Origin of the sequence: Paraburkholderia sp. UCT31 (genome assembly GCF_014397655.1) — a bacterium.
Lineage (GTDB): Bacteria > Pseudomonadota > Gammaproteobacteria > Burkholderiales > Burkholderiaceae > Paraburkholderia > Paraburkholderia tuberum.
This window is the reverse complement of sequence record NZ_VZQP01000072.1, coordinates 1-15,837: the sequence shown is the minus strand read 5'-3', so window position 1 is coordinate 15,837 and position 15,837 is coordinate 1. Positions and strand designations below refer to the sequence as shown.

Annotated in this window: 12 protein-coding genes and 1 tRNA gene; 5 read left to right on the top strand and 8 right to left on the bottom strand. The window is 65.1% G+C overall.

Annotated features, from left to right (window positions below; translation table 11 throughout):
* Window positions 1–9: 9 nt before the first annotated feature.
* The 4 genes from fdhE to fdnG form a co-directional block, all read right to left on the bottom strand.
* Window positions 10–1,011: a formate dehydrogenase accessory protein FdhE gene (gene fdhE, locus F6X40_RS36695; protein ID WP_187631252.1), complete on the bottom strand. Its 1,002-nt coding sequence runs from the start codon at window positions 1,009–1,011 to the stop codon at window positions 10–12.
* Window positions 1,012–1,135: 124 nt separating this feature from the next.
* Entirely contained in the window at window positions 1,136–1,792 is a 657-nt protein-coding gene (locus F6X40_RS36690; RefSeq protein WP_184038987.1) for a formate dehydrogenase subunit gamma, read from the bottom strand.
* Entirely contained in the window at window positions 1,789–2,712 is a 924-nt protein-coding gene (fdxH, locus tag F6X40_RS36685) for a formate dehydrogenase subunit beta (protein WP_184073737.1), read from the bottom strand. Before fdxH ends, F6X40_RS36690 begins: the two co-directional genes overlap by 4 nt.
* Before the next feature lie 9 nt (window positions 2,713–2,721).
* Window positions 2,722–5,790 carry a formate dehydrogenase-N subunit alpha gene (fdnG, locus tag F6X40_RS36680; RefSeq protein ID WP_187631251.1) on the bottom strand — a complete coding sequence of 1,023 codons (3,069 nt, stop codon included), beginning with the start codon at window positions 5,788–5,790 and terminating at the stop codon, window positions 2,722–2,724.
* Between the two features lie 454 nt (window positions 5,791–6,244).
* Here fdnG and selD point away from each other — a divergent pair, with 454 nt between their 5' ends.
* The 4 genes from selD to F6X40_RS42915 all read left to right on the top strand — a co-directional run bounded on the left by selD (window position 6,245) and on the right by F6X40_RS42915 (window position 9,740).
* Window positions 6,245–7,303 carry a selenide, water dikinase SelD gene (selD, locus tag F6X40_RS36675; RefSeq protein ID WP_187631250.1) on the top strand — a complete coding sequence of 353 codons (1,059 nt, stop codon included), beginning with the start codon at window positions 6,245–6,247 and terminating at the stop codon, window positions 7,301–7,303.
* 117 nt (window positions 7,304–7,420) lie between these two features.
* Window positions 7,421–8,488 carry a tRNA 2-selenouridine(34) synthase MnmH gene (gene mnmH / locus F6X40_RS36670; protein WP_187631249.1) on the top strand — a complete coding sequence of 356 codons (1,068 nt, stop codon included), beginning with the start codon at window positions 7,421–7,423 and terminating at the stop codon, window positions 8,486–8,488.
* 25 nt (window positions 8,489–8,513) lie between these two features.
* Window positions 8,514–9,569, top strand: coding sequence for a permease (locus F6X40_RS36665; protein ID WP_187631248.1), 1,056 nt, complete (start codon window positions 8,514–8,516; stop codon window positions 9,567–9,569).
* A gap of 36 nt (window positions 9,570–9,605) precedes the next feature.
* A complete protein-coding gene (locus tag F6X40_RS42915; protein ID WP_262421685.1) occupies window positions 9,606–9,740 on the top strand; it encodes a hypothetical protein in 135 nt (44 codons plus the stop codon).
* Between the two features lie 76 nt (window positions 9,741–9,816).
* On the opposite strand, the gene dhaK is transcribed toward F6X40_RS42915, so the two are convergent.
* The 4 genes from dhaK to F6X40_RS36645 form a co-directional block, all read right to left on the bottom strand.
* A complete protein-coding gene (gene dhaK, locus F6X40_RS36660) occupies window positions 9,817–11,520 on the bottom strand; it encodes a dihydroxyacetone kinase subunit DhaK (RefSeq protein WP_187631247.1) in 1,704 nt (567 codons plus the stop codon).
* A gap of 284 nt (window positions 11,521–11,804) precedes the next feature.
* Window positions 11,805–11,881, bottom strand: a tRNA-Val gene (locus F6X40_RS36655).
* A 78-nt stretch (window positions 11,882–11,959) separates the two neighbouring features.
* Window positions 11,960–13,450 carry a M81 family metallopeptidase gene (locus F6X40_RS36650; RefSeq protein WP_187619136.1) on the bottom strand — a complete coding sequence of 497 codons (1,491 nt, stop codon included), beginning with the start codon at window positions 13,448–13,450 and terminating at the stop codon, window positions 11,960–11,962.
* A complete protein-coding gene (locus F6X40_RS36645) occupies window positions 13,447–14,775 on the bottom strand; it encodes a Zn-dependent hydrolase (RefSeq protein ID WP_187631246.1) in 1,329 nt (442 codons plus the stop codon). The genes F6X40_RS36650 and F6X40_RS36645 overlap by 4 nt, the downstream gene beginning before the upstream one ends.
* A 396-nt stretch (window positions 14,776–15,171) precedes the next feature.
* On the opposite strand from F6X40_RS36645, the gene F6X40_RS36640 reads away from it, so the two are divergent.
* Window positions 15,172–15,633, top strand: a complete 462-nt coding sequence (locus F6X40_RS36640; protein ID WP_184039035.1) for a hypothetical protein — start codon at window positions 15,172–15,174, stop codon at window positions 15,631–15,633.
* The last annotated feature ends 204 nt before the right edge of the window (window positions 15,634–15,837 follow it).

Below are 15,837 nucleotides of genomic sequence, written 5' to 3'. Positions count from 1 at the left end.
GGGTCGCCGTCAGGCCGACTCGTCGCCCTCCGTTTCGGCCGCGTCGGCCGTCTGCTCCGGCCACAGCCATGGATGCGGCGACGCGCGCCGGTAACCTTCCGCGCCCATCAGCAGATCGAGCGTGAGGCTCGCGAGGTCGTCCGCGAATGGATCGAACTCGTAGTCCTTCGCCTGAATGCCGATCTTGCGGTAAGTATGGCATTCGTCGCACGACTCCGCCTTCAGCGCGGCGTTTTTCGATTCGGCTTCGCGCACGGCTGCGTCGGCGTCGGGCGAGCCGGCTACCTGGTACGCGATGCCCTTCGTCGAATCGCAGTTCGAGCATTTGCTACGGACCATATGCCATTCGGTCGCGCACAATCCGCATTGCAGATAGCGATAGTTGTCGTACGCGCCGCCGATGCGCAGCGTGCTCGCCACCGGATGCGAGCCGCACACCGGGCACAGGCCCGGTGTGTCGAGGTACGGTACGGCGCGCTTGTCGATGTCGGCGGCGAGGTCGGTCCATACGACCTGCAGCGCGGCCATGATGAACGGCGCGCTCGCCGGATCGACGTCGGCGAAGCGCTGCGCGAAGATCGCGTCGGCCTGCGCTTCGAGCGCGGCGACGTCGAGCGAGCGCAGGCGCGCGAACAACGCCACGAGCGGCGGCGTCAACGGGGGACCCGCCGCTTCGATCCTGTCGAGCAGTTGTAGCAGCACGTCGCGCCACGCCGGATCGCGCGCGCCGGACAGCGCCGGAATCAGCGGCATCGAATACTGCTGCGCGCTCGCGATCAGCTCGGGGCTCGGTGGCTGGGCCTTGAAGTGCGCGAGCACCGCCTGCTGCGCATCGGCGAGCGCCGCCATCAGCCGCAGGTAGCCGGCGATCGGATTGCCGCGCGAGGCGAGCTGACGCAGGCGCGCGGCGCGCGGCGCGAACACCGCGAGCCGCTCGGGCATGCGGATGCGGGGTATTGCCGAGGGATCGAGCGACTCGATGTCGGCGGCTTCGAGAATGCGTTGAGTCAAGATATCGACCTCTGAAAACTGAAGGGCCGCCGCCCGTCATCGACGAGGCGCGGCGGCCCGGTGCGAGGGGCGCTGCGTGCGGCGCATTGAAACATGCGCTGGGGCAGCGCCGATTGAGCATACTTTACTTGCCGATGATTTCCCTGAACCAGTTTGGATGATGCTTGCGCGCCCAGCCATAGGTAACGGTGCCGCGCGTCATCGCACCTATGGAGCCCTTGACCCACAGCGCCGCATAGATATGCACGATGATGCCGACGATCAGCAGGAATGCCGTCACGGCATGCACGAGCGCCGAGAGCCGGATCACACCAATCGGGAAATAGAACGAAAAGTAGCGCCGCCAGATCACGATGCCGCTCAGCAACAGCAGCAGCATACAGATCACCATCACGAAGAACAGCAGCTTCTGCCCGGCGTTGTACCTGCCGATTGCGGGCAGGCGTTCCTCGCGATTGTTCAGCACGTCGCCGATCTGCTTCATCCACTGGATATCCGCCTGGTCCAGATAGTTGTGATGCCAGAAGCGCAACGCAAGAATCAGGAACGAGATGAACATCACGCAGCCGATGAACGGGTGCAGAATCCGCGTCCACTGCCCGCCGCCGAGTACCACGTACAGAAACGCCATCGACGGATGGAACAACGCGAGACCGGACAGCGCAAGCAGGATGAAACAGATCGCGGTGATCCAATGATTCGTGCGCTCGTTCGGCGTATAGCGCACGATCAGTCGGTTGCCCTTCAGGTCCGTGAAATCGGTGTGCTCAGAGTGGTTCATTGCGTACCCTCCCGCGAACGGCGTGCTTCTTCGGCTTCCTTGACGGCTGCGGCTTCGTCGGCCTCGGACACCTCGTTCGGGCCGACGCGCGTGTAGTGGAAGAAGCCCGCGAGCGCGGCGATCCCCATAATGGCGAGCCCGATCGGCTTGGCGATGCCCTTCCACAAGGAGACCAGCGGACTGATGCGCGGATCGTCCGGCAGGCCGTGATACAGCGACGGCCGGTCGGCGTGGTGCAACACGTACATCACATGCGTGCCGCCGACCTTGGCCGGGTTATACAGGCCAGCGTTCTGAAAACCGCGCTCCTTCAGATCGACGATGCGGTCCTCGGCCTGCTGCTTCATGTCCTCCTTGGTGCCGAACATGATCGCGCCGGTCGGGCAGGTCTTCACGCAGGCCGGCTCCTGGCCGACCGCCACACGATCCGAACACAGCGTGCACTTGTATACGCGGCGATCCTGCTTCGACATACGCGGTATGTCGAACGGGCAGCCGGCGATGCAGAAGCCGCAGCCGATGCAGTTCTCCTGGTGGAAATCCACGATGCCGTTCGTGTACTGCACGATCGCGCCCGGCGCCGGACAGGCCTTCAGGCAGCCCGGGTCCTCGCAGTGCATGCAGCCGTCCTTGCGGATCAGCCATTCGATATCGCCGGCGGAATTCTCGTACTCGGCAAACCGCATGACGGTCCACGAATGCTCGGTGAGATCGGGCGGGTTGTCGTAGACGCCCACGTTCACGCCGATCTCGTCGCGCAGATCGTTCCACTCCATGCAAGCCGTCTGACACGCCTTGCAGCCGATGCACTTCGACACGTCGATGAGCTTCGCGACCGTGCCCGTGGCCGGCTCGCGAATCACCGGCGGCTGCGTGGTGGTGGCCGAAACGCGTCTGATGTCCAGTGATTGCAGTGCCATCTCTTTTCCTTATGCCTTTTCGACCTTGACGAGGAACGACTTGAATTCCGGTGTCTGCGAATTCCCGTCGCCCACCGGGGGCGTCAGCGTATTGATGAGATAGCCCGGCCTCGCGAGCCCTTTGAAGCCCCAATGGAGCGGCAGCCCGACGGTCTGCACCTTCTTGCCTTCGATCATCAGCGGTTTGATCCGCTTCGTCACGACCGCGACGGCAACCAGGTGCCCGCGGTTCGAGCTCACCTTGACCCGGTCGCCGGCTACCACGCCGATCTCCTTCGCGAGGTCTTCGCCAATCTCGACGAACTGCTCGGGCTGGATGATCGCGTTCAGACGCGCGTGTTTGGTCCAGTAGTGGAAATGCTCGGTCAGACGATAGGTGGTCGCCGTATGCGGGAAGTTCTCGTGCGTGCCGAACGTGGCCTTGTCGTCCGGGAACACGCGCGCCGCAGGATTGCTGACGACCAACTTGTTGTCCGGATGCAGCGGGTTGTAGCCGAGCGGCGTTTCGAACGGCTCGTAGTGCTCGGGGAATGGCCCTTCCACCATAGCTTCGCGCGCGAAGAAGCAAGCCACGCCTTCCGGATTCATGATGAACGGATTCATGCCGCTTTCGGGCGGCTCGTCGACCTTGAAGTCCGGAATGTCGGCGCCCGACCACGTGCTGCCGTTCCACGCGATCAGCTTGCGCGTCGGATCGAACGGCTTGCCGCTGAGATCGCACGACGCGCGGTTGTACAGAACCCGCCGGTTCACCGGCCATGCCCAGGCCCAGTTCAGCGTGTTGCCGATGCCGGTCGGGTCCGAGTTGTCGCGGCGGCCCATCTGGTTGCCCGCCTGGGTCCACGCGCCGCAGAAGATCCAGCAGCCGCTCGAGGTCGAGCCATCGTCGCGCAGCAGCGCGAAACTCGCGAGCTGCTCGCCCTTCTTCGCGAGTACCTTGGTCGTGTCCTTCGGATCGGTAACGTCCGCGAGCGCCTTGCCGTTGTACTCCATCGCGAGTTCTTCGGGCGTCGGGCTTTCCGGGTTCGCATACGGCCAGCTCATGTTCAGGATCGGATCGGGATACTTGCCGCCGTCCTTGCGATAAGCGTCGCGAATACGCAGCCACAGCCCCGCCATGATATCGAGGTCGCTCTTCGCTTCGCCGGGACCGTCCGCGCCCTGCCAATGCCACTGCAGCACCCGGCTCGAACTAACGAGCGAGCCGCGTTCCTCGGCGAAGCAGGTGGTCGGCAGACGGAACACCTCTGTCTGGATCGAGCCGCTGTCGACGTCGTTGAACGGGCCGTGGTTCTTCCAGAACTCCGACGTTTCGGTCGCGAGCGGATCCATGATCACGAGCCACTTCAGCTTGGCCAGCGCCGCGCCGTTCTTCGCCTTGAACGGCGCGGCGGCAAGCGGGTTGAAGCCCTGCGCGATGTAGCCGGTCATTTTGCCCTGATTCATCAGCTCGAAGACCTGCAGCAGGTCGTAGGACTTATCGAGCTTCGGCAGATAGTCGAAAGCGAAGTTGTTGTCGGCGGTCGCCTTGTCGCCCCACCACGATTTCATGAGGCTCACGTGGAACGCGCGATAGTTGCGCCAGTAGCTCAGCTGGTTCGGCCGCAGCGGCTGTTTGGCGCGCGTCGCGATGTAGGCGTCGAAGTCCTGCTCCGCTTCCATGGGCAGCGTCATGTAGCCCGGCAGCAGGTTCGACATCAGGCCGAGATCCGTCAGGCCCTGGATGTTCGAATGGCCGCGCAGCGCGTTCATGCCGCCGCCCGCGATGCCGATGTTGCCGAGCAGCAGCTGCACCATCGCGCCGGTGCGGATGATCTGCGAGCCGACCGAGTGATGCGTCCAGCCGAGCGCGTACATGATCGTGGCCGCGCGGTTCGGCACCGACGTCGACGCGAGCATCTCGCACACGTGCTGGAACTTCTCCTTCGGCACGCCGCAGATTCTCTCGACCTGCTCGGGCGTGTAGCGCGAGTAGTGCTGCTTCATCAGCTGATAGACGCAGCGCGGGTCCTGCAGCGTCGGATCGACCTTGGCGAAGCCGTCATCGCCGCGCTCGTAGTCCCACGAGGCCTTGTCGTAGCTGCGCGTGTCGGCGTGGTAGCCGGAAAACAGGCCGTCCTTGAACGCGAAATCCTCGCGCACGATGAACGGCACGTCCGTGTAGTTCTTCACGTACTCGTGCTGGATCTTGTCGTTCGTCAGCAGGTAGTTGATCACCCCGCCGAGAAACGCAATGTCCGTACCGGTGCGGATCTGCACGAAGTAGTCCGCGACCGACGCCGTGCGCGTAAAGCGCGGGTCGACCACGATCAGACGCGCCTTGCGGTGCGCCTTGGCTTCGGTGACCCATTTGAAACCGCATGGGTGTGCCTCGGCCGCATTGCCGCCCATCACGAGAATCACGTCCGCGTTTCTGATGTCGACCCAATGGTTCGTCATCGCTCCACGGCCAAACGTCGGGGCAAGACCTGCCACCGTCGGGGCATGTCAGACACGCGCCTGATTGTCGAATCCGAGCATGCCAAGACTGCGAACAGTCTTGTGCGTCAGATAACCCACCTCGTTGCTGCCGGCCGATGCCGCGAGCATGCCGGTAGTCAGCCAGCGGTTGACCTTCTTGCCGTCCGCGTTCGTCTCGACGAAGTTCGCGTCGCGGTCTTCCTTCATCAGCTTCGCGATGCGGTCTAGCGCGTCTTCCCACGAGATGCGCGTCCACTCGTTCGCCCCGGCCGCGCGGTACTCGGGATAGCGCAGACGGCTCGAGCTATGGATGAAGTCGATCAGGCTCGCGCCCTTCGGGCACAGCGTGCCGCGATTGACCGGATGGTCGGGGTCGCCCTCGATGTGGAAGATGCTCGTCTTCACATTCTTGGCCTCGTCGCCAAGACCGTACATCAGGATGCCGCAGCCCACCGAACAGTACGGGCAGGTGTTGCGGGTTTCAGTCGCACGCGACAATTTGTACTGACGGACTTCGGCCAGCGCGGGTGTCGGCGAGAAGCCCATCAGGGCCAGGCTCGATCCGGCAAGTGTCGTGGCAGAGACCTTCAGGAATTGTCGCCGAGTCATTTGCGTCATTGCATGGCCTCGGCTCTTTGGGGACAAAATTGATTATAGATGCCGTTTCGCGACCTGCATCGTAGTGCATTCGCCACCCCGGTAGATGGGACATGCGAAAGTCACTTGAAAGGGCGGCACCCTGCTGGCACGATTTATTCCCGCTGCTGGGCACCGTTCATGCTGCATCCGCGAATAGTGACTCCCACTGACCTCATCGGCGGACTATTGCGCTCCTATTAACTACCCAGGCGCCGCGGAATTGCGTTGTAGCGTAAAGAATTCGTTTCATCGCGCGTACATGCCGCTTGCATTTCCTTCGGCATTAGTATTTTTTACGCAGCCGTTTATCGCTCGGCAAAACGGAGTTCGAAACGGGTTCGGCATAGAGCCGGTTTGCGCCCGTGCCGACGCTGCACAGTGCGAAAACAACCCTCATAATGCGGTCATTCGACGAACCCCAACTCTCGCCCCCATGACCCAAGTCCAAGCAAGCCAGTCGCCCCGCCTGACGAGCCTGTCGCACGGCGGCGGCTGCGGCTGCAAGATCGCGCCCGGCCTGCTCGCCGATCTGCTCAAGCGCAGCACGCCGCTGCCATTCTTCCCCGACCTGCTGGTCGGCAACGACACCGCCGACGACGCCGCCGTCTACAAGCTCAACGAAGACCAGGCGATCGTCGCGACCACCGATTTCTTCATGCCGATCGTCGACGATCCATTCGACTTCGGCCGCATCGCCGCGACCAACGCGATCTCCGACGTCTACGCGATGGGCGGCAAGCCGATCATGGCACTCGCGATCGTCGGCATGCCGATCAACGTGCTGCCGCACGACGTGATCGCGGCCGTGCTGAAAGGCGGCGAATCGGTCTGCGCGGAAGCAGGCATCCCGGTCGCGGGCGGCCATTCGATCGATTCCGTCGAGCCGATTTACGGCCTCGTCGCGCTGGGCATCGTCGATCCGAAGCGCGTCAAGCGCAACGCGGGCGGCCAGGCCGGCGACGTGCTGATCCTCGGCAAGCCGCTCGGCGTCGGGATTCTGTCCGCGGCATTGAAGAAGGACCGGCTCGACGCGGCCGGCTACGCGGCAATGATCGGCGCGACCACCAAGCTGAACCGGCCGGGCGCCGAGCTGGCGCGGCTCGACGGCGTGCATGCGCTGACCGACATCACCGGCTTCGGCCTGCTCGGCCACACGCTGGAACTCGCACGCGGCTCGAAGCTGACCGCGCGCGTGCGCTACGCGGACCTGCCGTGGCTGCCGAACGTCGCGAGCCTCGCGCAAGCAGGCATTTTCACCGGCGCATCGGGCCGCAACTGGGATGCCTACGGCCACGACGTGGTGCTGCCCGCCACCTTGCCGTCCGCCGGCCGCGCGTTGTTGACCGATCCGCAGACGTCGGGCGGGCTGCTGGTGTCGTGCTCGCCCGAAGCGGTAGACGAAGTGCTCGCGCTGTTCCGCGCCGATGGCTTTGCCGACGCACGGGTGATCGGCGAGCTGGTGAGCGGGAAAGCGCGGGTCGAAGTCATCTGAGGTAGGCGGCCGAAGGACGTCACTGGAGAACCCCGGGAAGGACGCATATAACCGGCCCGAACGAGCCGCCCATGCGATAATTTCGGTCTTCCCGCGGTCCGTTTTGTCCCTACTCCCTTGAAAAGTTTTCTAGTCAGCCTCGACAAAGCCGGCGATTTCGATGAAATCGTCGACGTTCGCACTCCGCTCGAGTTCGAGGAAGACCATATTCCGGGCGCGACCAACGCGCCAGTGCTGAGCAACGAGGAACGCGTGCTGGTCGGCACGACCTACAAGCAGGTGTCGCCGTTCGAGGGCACGCGGCTCGGCGCGGCGTTAGTCGCGCGCAACATCGCGCATCATCTGGAAACCACGTTCGCCGACCGGCCGCGCAACTGGCGCCCGCTGATCTACTGCTGGCGCGGCGGCAAGCGTTCGGGCTCGGTCACGACGCTGTTCAACATGATCGGCTGGTCGGCGCGGCAACTCGACGGCGGCTACAAGAGCTACCGGCGCGCCACGCTGGAGAGGCTCGAAACCCTGCCGCGCCGTTTCAGCTATATCGCGCTCGTGGGCCCGACCGGCAGTGGCAAGACGCGGCTGCTGTCGGCGCTGCATGAGGCCGGCGCGCAGACGCTCGACCTCGAGGCGCTCGCCTCGCATCGCGGCTCGCTGCTCGGCGCGTATACGGGCGTGGCGCAGCCGTCGCAAAAGCGTTTCGACACGTTGCTCGTCACCGCGCTGCGCGACTTCGACGTGAACCGGCCGGTGTTCGTCGAGGCGGAAAGCCGGCGTATTGGCTCCGTCACGCTGCCGCTCGCGCTGCTCGAAACGTTTCATCGCGGCGCGTGCGTCGAGGTGCGCTCGAGCGGCGAGGACCGCGCGGCGTTTCTGTTGCAGGATTACGCGCATCTGTTCGAGCATCCCGATTACTTCAAGGGACAGCTGGAACGGTTGATCGGTCTGCACAGCCGCGAGCGGGTCACGGGCTGGCTGCGGCTCGTCGACGAGAACCGGCGCGCCGAGCTCGCGCGCGAACTGATCGAACGGCACTACGATCCCGCATACGCGCGCAGCAGCGGCCAGCATTTCGAGCAGTTGCCCAACGCGCTGCAACTCGATTTCCGCCCGAACGACGCCGACATCGTCGAGCAGGCGAAAACGCTGCTCGCGCAGCTCGATACCCGCACGCTAGTCGTCGGTTGATCCACAACGACATTCAACAACCATCATGCAATCAACCCTTCGGCAACCCCGCGTCACGCTTGGCTGGATCGTGTTCCTGCTGATCGCCGTCGTCGGCCTCTTCTATGTGAAGTGGTTTCCGTACTACAACCGCGCGTTCGTCGCCGCGAGCCAGCATTCGATCGGCAAGTCGATCCTGATGGGCACGTCCGCGAGCGCGCCGGCGGCCTCATGGCAGGCCGCGATCGACTTCGCGCTCGCTTACGGCAAGGCAATCTGGCAGGCGATGGTGCTCGGCCTGCTGCTCGGCTCCGCGGTACAGGCGCTGATTCCGCCGCAATGGGTCGCGCGCGCGCTCGGCCGTGCCGACTTCAACAGCGTCGTCAAAGGCGGCCTGATGTCGTTGCCGGGCATGATGTGCACCTGCTGCGCGGCGCCGGTCGTCGCGGGCCTGCGCGCGCGTGAAGCGGCGCCGGGCGCGGCGATTGCTTTTTGGCTCGGTAATACCGCGCTGAATCCCGCTACGCTGATCTTCATGGGCTTCGTGCTCGGCTGGCAGTGGATGGGCCTGCGCCTCGCGCTCGGCATCGTGATGGTGTTCGGCCTTGGCTACGTCGTGAACCGCATGGTCACGCCGCAGGAAGCGCAAGCGTCGCGAGAGGCCGTCGCGCAATTGGTCAGCGCCGACAATCCAGGCACCGCGTTCTCGCGCTGGATCACGATTCTGGGGCGCATGACGCTGCGGCTCGTGCCCGAATACATCGCGCTCGTGCTGATTCTCGGCGCGGCGCGCGCGTGGCTGTTTCCGCACATCGGCCCGGACGTCGACAACAGCCTGTTGTGGATCATCGCGCTGTCGATCGCCGGCACGCTGTTCGTGATTCCGACCGCGGGTGAAGTGCCGATCATTCAGGCGATGCTGTCGTTCGGCATGGCCGCCGGCCCCGCCGGCGCGCTGCTGATGACGCTGCCGCTCGTCAGCGTGCCGTCGCTCGCGATGCTCGCGCGGTCGTTTCCGCGGCGCGTGCTGACGGTGGTGGCCTGTGCAGTGGTGGTGGGCGGTGTCGTCAGTGGATTGCTGGCCGTTACGCTGGGCTTCTGAGTTGGTTTTTGAGTTCGAGTCGTAGAAGAAGGAAGCATGAAACGTATTGCCGCATTCGCTGTCACGTGTTGGTCCGCTGCCGGGCTGCTGTACCTTGGACAGCACTCGGTGGCAATGATCGCACTGAGCGGCGTCGTGGCGTTCGCGGGATTCGATCTGCTGCGGCCGTGACGGCGGCGTAGTTTTTCCCTGCTGCGAAAGTGCGCTCGTCCCTTGCGTTCGCCGTATCGTTCGCGTCCGCCTGCGCCTAACGGGGAAGCGCGTCGCGAATCGCCGCGAGCCACAACGCGACCGCATGCGCGCCCGGGTCCATATGACCGAGCGCGCGCTCGCCGACATAGCTCGAACGCCCGCGCCGTGGATGCATCGATGCGGTACGAGACGTGCCGTCGCTTGCCGCAGCGACGGTGGCCTGCAATGCGGCATCCGTCGACGCTCCCTGAGCGAGTGCGTCGTGCAGCGCGTCGGCAGCGGGCCTCAGCGCATCGACCATCGTCCGATCGCCCGGCCTCGCGCCCCCCAGTTCCATCAACCCATCGACACCGGCGCTGAACGCCGTCGCCCATTGCCGTGCGGTGGTCCCGCCCGACTGTTCGAGCGCGGCCGCCGCGCGCAGCAGCATCACCGCGTACAGCGGACCCGACGTGCCGCCCACCACGCGCCGCAGCGTCGCCGACATGCCGCGCAATACCGCGCCCGGGGTGGTTGCGCACGCGTAGGAATCGAGCTCGAGCTGCACCGCGCGTGCGCCGCGCGCGAGGCTGATGCCGAGGTCGCCGTCGCCGACGCGCTGGTCCATTTCGGTCAATGTCAGCTCGGCTGCCAGCAGGCACTCGCAGACCGCTTCGATCGCGCGCCGCAGCGTCGCGTCACGCGCGAGCGTCGCGCCGCTCGCGCTTTGCGGCGCGGGTGGCGCCGCACGCACCGCGACCTGCGCGACGCGGCCGCTCAGCGCAGGCCATGCGCTCGTCTGTGAGGCGGCGTCGAGCAGGCTCAGCCGTTCGTCATCGATACGCAGCAGCGTCAGCGAGACGCCGGCCATTTCGAGCGCGCTCAGGAACGTGCCGGCCCACGCGCGCGCGACTTCGATGCCGCGCCCGGCAAGCTCGCGCAGCGCGGCACCAGCCACCACGTTGAGTTCGCTCGGCGGCGTGCCACCCAGATTGTTGACGAGCAGCGCGACGCGCTCGCCCGCCTGCAACGCGAGATCGTCGACGATCTTTGCAAGCAGCTTGCCGACGATCGCGTCGGCCGGCTCCAGCGCGCCGCGCGCCACGCCGGGTTCGCCATGAATGCCGAGGCCCCATTCGATTTCGCCATCGCCCAGCGCGAAGCCCGGCTTGCCCGCAGCCGGCACCGTGCACGGCGTCAGCGCGACGCCCATCGTGCCGAGCGACGCGGCCGCTTCCCGAGCGAGCCGCGCGACCTCGGCCAACGGCAAACCGCGCGCGGCCGCCGCGCCCGCGATCTTGTGAACCAACACTGTGCCCGCGAGTCCGCGACGGCCCGCGTGATCGCCGCTCGCGCTCAGCGCGACGTCGTCGGCGACGATCATCATCTCAACTAGGATGCCCTCGGCGCGCGCGATTTCGGCCGCGAGGCCGAAGTTGAAGCGGTCGCCCGTGTAGTTCTTGACGATCAGCAACGCGCCCGCGGGGCCGGCCACCGCGCGTATCGCGTCGAGCACGGCGTCGGTGGAGGGCGAGGTGAAGACCTCGCCGGCTACCGCCGCGCTCAGCATGCCGTGGCCCACATAGCCGCCGTGCGCGGGCTCGTGGCCCGAGCCGCCGCCCGAGATCAGCGCGACCTCGCCGCGCGCGGCCACGGCCTGGGCATCGGCGCGCAAGACGATCGTGCCGCCTTGCAATAGCGAGAGTTGGGGATTGAGCGCGATGAGCCCGTCGAGCATCTCGGGGACCACGGTGGACACATCGTTGATGAGCTTCTTCATTGCGTCAGCTCCGTTGGATGCTGCCGGCATCGCATGATCGAAGATGCGATGGGAACGGCAGTCGAGTCGGCGGCGAAGGCGGAAGGTCTAACTGTACCGCGCATTGTCGAACGACGACGCAACGGCGAGAGCGCGCGCGTGAACGTGCACGAGCCTCGGGCCACGAGCGGACAACAACAACGAAGGGGACGTGATGCCGAACGGCGAAACTGAGGGAACGACTGGATCGATTTGACAGGACCGTAGACGAAAGCGGACCGCTTTCGTCTACGTCACAGATGCGTTGGTAGGCTCGATTGGATTCGAACCAACGACCCCCACCATGTCAAGGTGGTGCTCTAACCAACTGAGCTACGAGCCTTTAGAGGCGCGAATTATAGAGACTCGATGCGCACTGCACAAGCCCTTGCCGCGACTTATCGAAACGCATGCATGTTGATCAGTTCGTCGCGGTCCATTCGGTGTGAGGGTCCAATGGATAAACCGGCCGCTTCACGTGCTCGAAGCTGAACAGACCATAGTCCGAACTCGTGACGCCGCGGCTATCGCATTCGACGAGTGCCTCCGCGATCGGCACGAAAACCGGCCGGCAATACATGCGTGATTTGAGCAGCAGAAAACGCGCGCGGCGCGGATCGATGCCGACGCTCTCGAACACGCCGAGATCCCACGGCTCATGCGTTCGTTCGGTCACGACGAGTTTCACCGTGCCGGTGTCGAGCACTGCCGCGCGCCCCATGTACGCGCGCTGGCCGGTGTAGGTCGGGCCGCTGATCACGTATTCGCCGTCGGTCAGCGCGCGCACGACGCCGGTCAGGGCAAGCGGCGAACGCGAGGGCAATGCATCGTTTGTGAGCTTGTTGCCGATCGCGAGCGTGACCGTGCTACCGACACCCGAGGCCGCCAGGGCCGCGACCGCCTGCGGATCGCACAACGGCCCGCTGACGATGCCTTCGAGGCCCTGCCTCAACGCTTCCTCGAGCAAATCCATCGTGTCGCACGTGCCGCCCGACATGCAGTTGTCGCCGTGATCGAGCATTAGCACCGGTTTATCGGCGGCGCGTGCCAGCGACGCCGCCCGCGCGACCGATTCGGCAAGCGGCGCGCTGCGATAGACGAAATCGTCGCGCTCGTCCCAGATCTGCCGCGCGATGCGCTCGGCGACCGCCTCCGCATCCGCGCGCTCGCCATTGCCCACGACGACGACGCTAATGCATGGCGCTTCGATATCGGCGAGCGAGAAGCCGGCCAGCACCGACACCGCGAGCATGCCGTCGGCCTCGGCGGCGCGCGCGGCATCGAGCGCGCGTTTCATCGCGCCGTCAACGCTCGCGCTGCGCAGCGTGTGCGTGAGCAGCGGCGGCTGACGCCACGCGATCACCGGCTTCGCGTGGCCCTCGATCATGTCGAACAGCAAGCGCGCTGCATGTGCGCCAGTCTCGTACATGTCGACGTGCGGATAGGTCTTGAAGCTGACGATGACGTCGGCGTTGTCGATCATTTTTTGCGTGACGTTGCCATGCAGATCGAGCGCGACCGCGATCGGCGCGTGCGGCAGCGACGCACGCACGCGCCCGAGCAGATCGCCTTCACCGTCGGTCGAGTTCTCGGCGACCATCGCGCCGTGCAGATCGAGCATCACCGCGTCGCAGCCCGTCGCGGCTGCCACGATCGCGTCGCAGATCGTATCGTAGGCGGCGGCGTCGACCGGCCCGCTCGGATTCGCCATGGCGGAGATCGGCGTCACGATTTCGGCATGCACGCGCTCGGCGGCGTCGATGAACGCGGCCATCGCGGTTTGCATGCCCTTGTTTTCGTCGAACGCGGCGCGGCCGTAGCTCGGACCGTTGCGGCCGAATGCGGCCAGCGGGGTCTCTACTGGCGAGAACGTGTTGGTCTCGTGGTTCATTCGTGCGATCAGGACCTTCATGCGCGCATGCTCCCCGTTCTCGACGCCGCGCTCGGCATCACCCGCAGCAGCATATTGCAGCCGGCTTCCAGATGATCGGCGCGCGCGTCCTCGATTTCGTTGTGGCTAATTCCGTCCTTGCAGGGAACGAAGATCATCGCGCTGGGTGCGCCGCGCGCGAGATAGGCGGCGTCGTGGCCCGCGCCGCTGATCACGTCCATCGACGACACACCGAGCCGCTCCGCGCTCTGCCTGACCTCGGCGATCCATTGCGCGGCGAATCGCTGCGGCGGGAAGAAGACGACCTGCTCGATGTCGATAGTGATGGGGGCGTCCAAGCTGCTGCTCGCGCGGGTGGCGGCGGCGTTGGTGGCGGCGTTGCCCCCATCGCTGCCCGCCTGCGCGCACGCTGCACGCCATGCGAGGTCCATCGCAGTGAGCGATGCGTCATCGGCTGCGCGCAGGTCGACGCTGAATTTCACGCGGCCCGCAATGACGTTGCGCGAGTTTAAATGCACGTCGAGCCAGCCGACCGTGCTACGGCCATGCGGCGCGTGATCGAGTGCGATACGGTTCACCGCATGGATCGGATCCGCGGCGACGAGCAGCGCGTCGCGGCGCAGCGCCATCGGCCCCGCGTGCGCTTCCATGCCGTGCACGATCAGGTCGTACCAGCGCTGCCCGAGCGCGCCCTGCACGACGCCGATGACCTTGTCGTGCGCTTCGAGCACGGACCCCTGTCCGATATGCACCTCGAAATATGCGCCGACAGCGTGCGACTTGCGATGCTCGCCGGCATAGCCGATCGCCGCTAGCGCGTGGCGCACCGCTACGCCGTCGCGATCGCGTTGCGCTAGCGCGTGCTCGAGCGTGAATGCGCCGGCGAACACGCCGGAGCCCATCATCACCGGCAAGAGTCGCGAGCCCTCCTCGTTGGTCCACATGGCAACCTCGAGCGGCGCGATGGTCTGCACGTTGGCCTCGGCCAGCGGGCGCAGCACCTCCAGCCCTGCCAGCACACCATAATTGCCGTCGAATTTGCCGCCGGTCGGCTGCGTGTCGAGATGGCTGCCCGTCATTATGGGCGGCAGATCGTCACGCAGCCCCGTCCTCCGCGCGAAAATATTGCCGATCGCGTCGACCGGCACCGTGCGGCCGATCTCCTTCATCCACGCGATGAACTGATCGCGTGCCTCACGGTCGAGTTCGGTCAGTGCTGGACGGCAGACAGCGCGTTTGTCGGTCGCGCCGATCCGCACGAGCTGCATGAGACAGTCCCACAGCCGCGCGCCGTCGATCCGCAAATCGGCGGGCGTCGAGACAACGTTGGATGAATGAGTCTGCATCGATGCAATCTCGGGTCGAAGACAGCTGGATGGCGCTTGCCGGCGGGACTTGCTCCGTTCCGGCTTGCTGGCCGAGGTTGTTCCAATCGTCATGATAGAGAGGTTTCGCCGAGGTAGATGGCCGGACGCGCGCGAGGTGGCAATGCGGCGCGACGCCTTTCCGTGGGCAAGCATAGGAAGCAAAGCCGCTGGATTCGTGGGGAGTGAACGGCGCATCGCGGGCGATGTAGGTGCCAATTCGCTCGACGACGGACGCCGCGACGTGCCGGCAATCTGCGCGCAAGTGGCCGCCAGCAAACGTTTTCGTCGAAGGAAGCGGCTAAAACGCAATGAAGGCTCAACCTTTTGCGAAGCGCGCCGTTATTGCATGTGCTCAGGCAACCCCCTCGGATCTCCATGGCACAACCAATTCCTTTCCGCAACACTGGCGCCGCCCGCGCGCGGCATGCCAAAGCCATGCTGTTGCCCATCGCGCGCCAGATCGCCGACGATCTCGCGTTGCGAGTTCATCTGTCGCTCGACGCACTGCGCCGCGGCCTCGGTACGAAGAGCGATGCGCAGACGGTCACGCAGATCATGCTGTTGACCAGCTACCTCGCTGATGCTGGCTTTGGCTCGATGAGCCACGAAGAGCTCCACGCCGCGGACCGCGCCTCGGCGATGGTGTTCGACGCAGGTCGGGAACGCAACGAATGGAAACTGGACGAAGCGGGATTCGCGCTCTTTGCATCGATCGCAACGAGCTACGATCGGCAGCTGCATCGCGCTCCGCTTTGGGCGATTACGGAGGCCAGCGAAAGACTCGACCGCTTTATCGCAGGGGGATCCGATCGAGCGCCGGCGCGTAAGCGGGCTTAGCGTGTTTGGAGGAGGTGCTGACCGGCTGAGCCAGAAGGACACGGATTTTGGACGACCGCGTCGGAAGTCGCCGGATTGTAAGCACCCGGTGAAGGCATCTTGATTGCGTAAGGTGTGAAGGCGAGGATCGTGTCCATCTAAATTTTTAATGGACAGATGTACACGATGAGCGAGACCGAGGTGATGCAGGAGGTTGTGCAACCG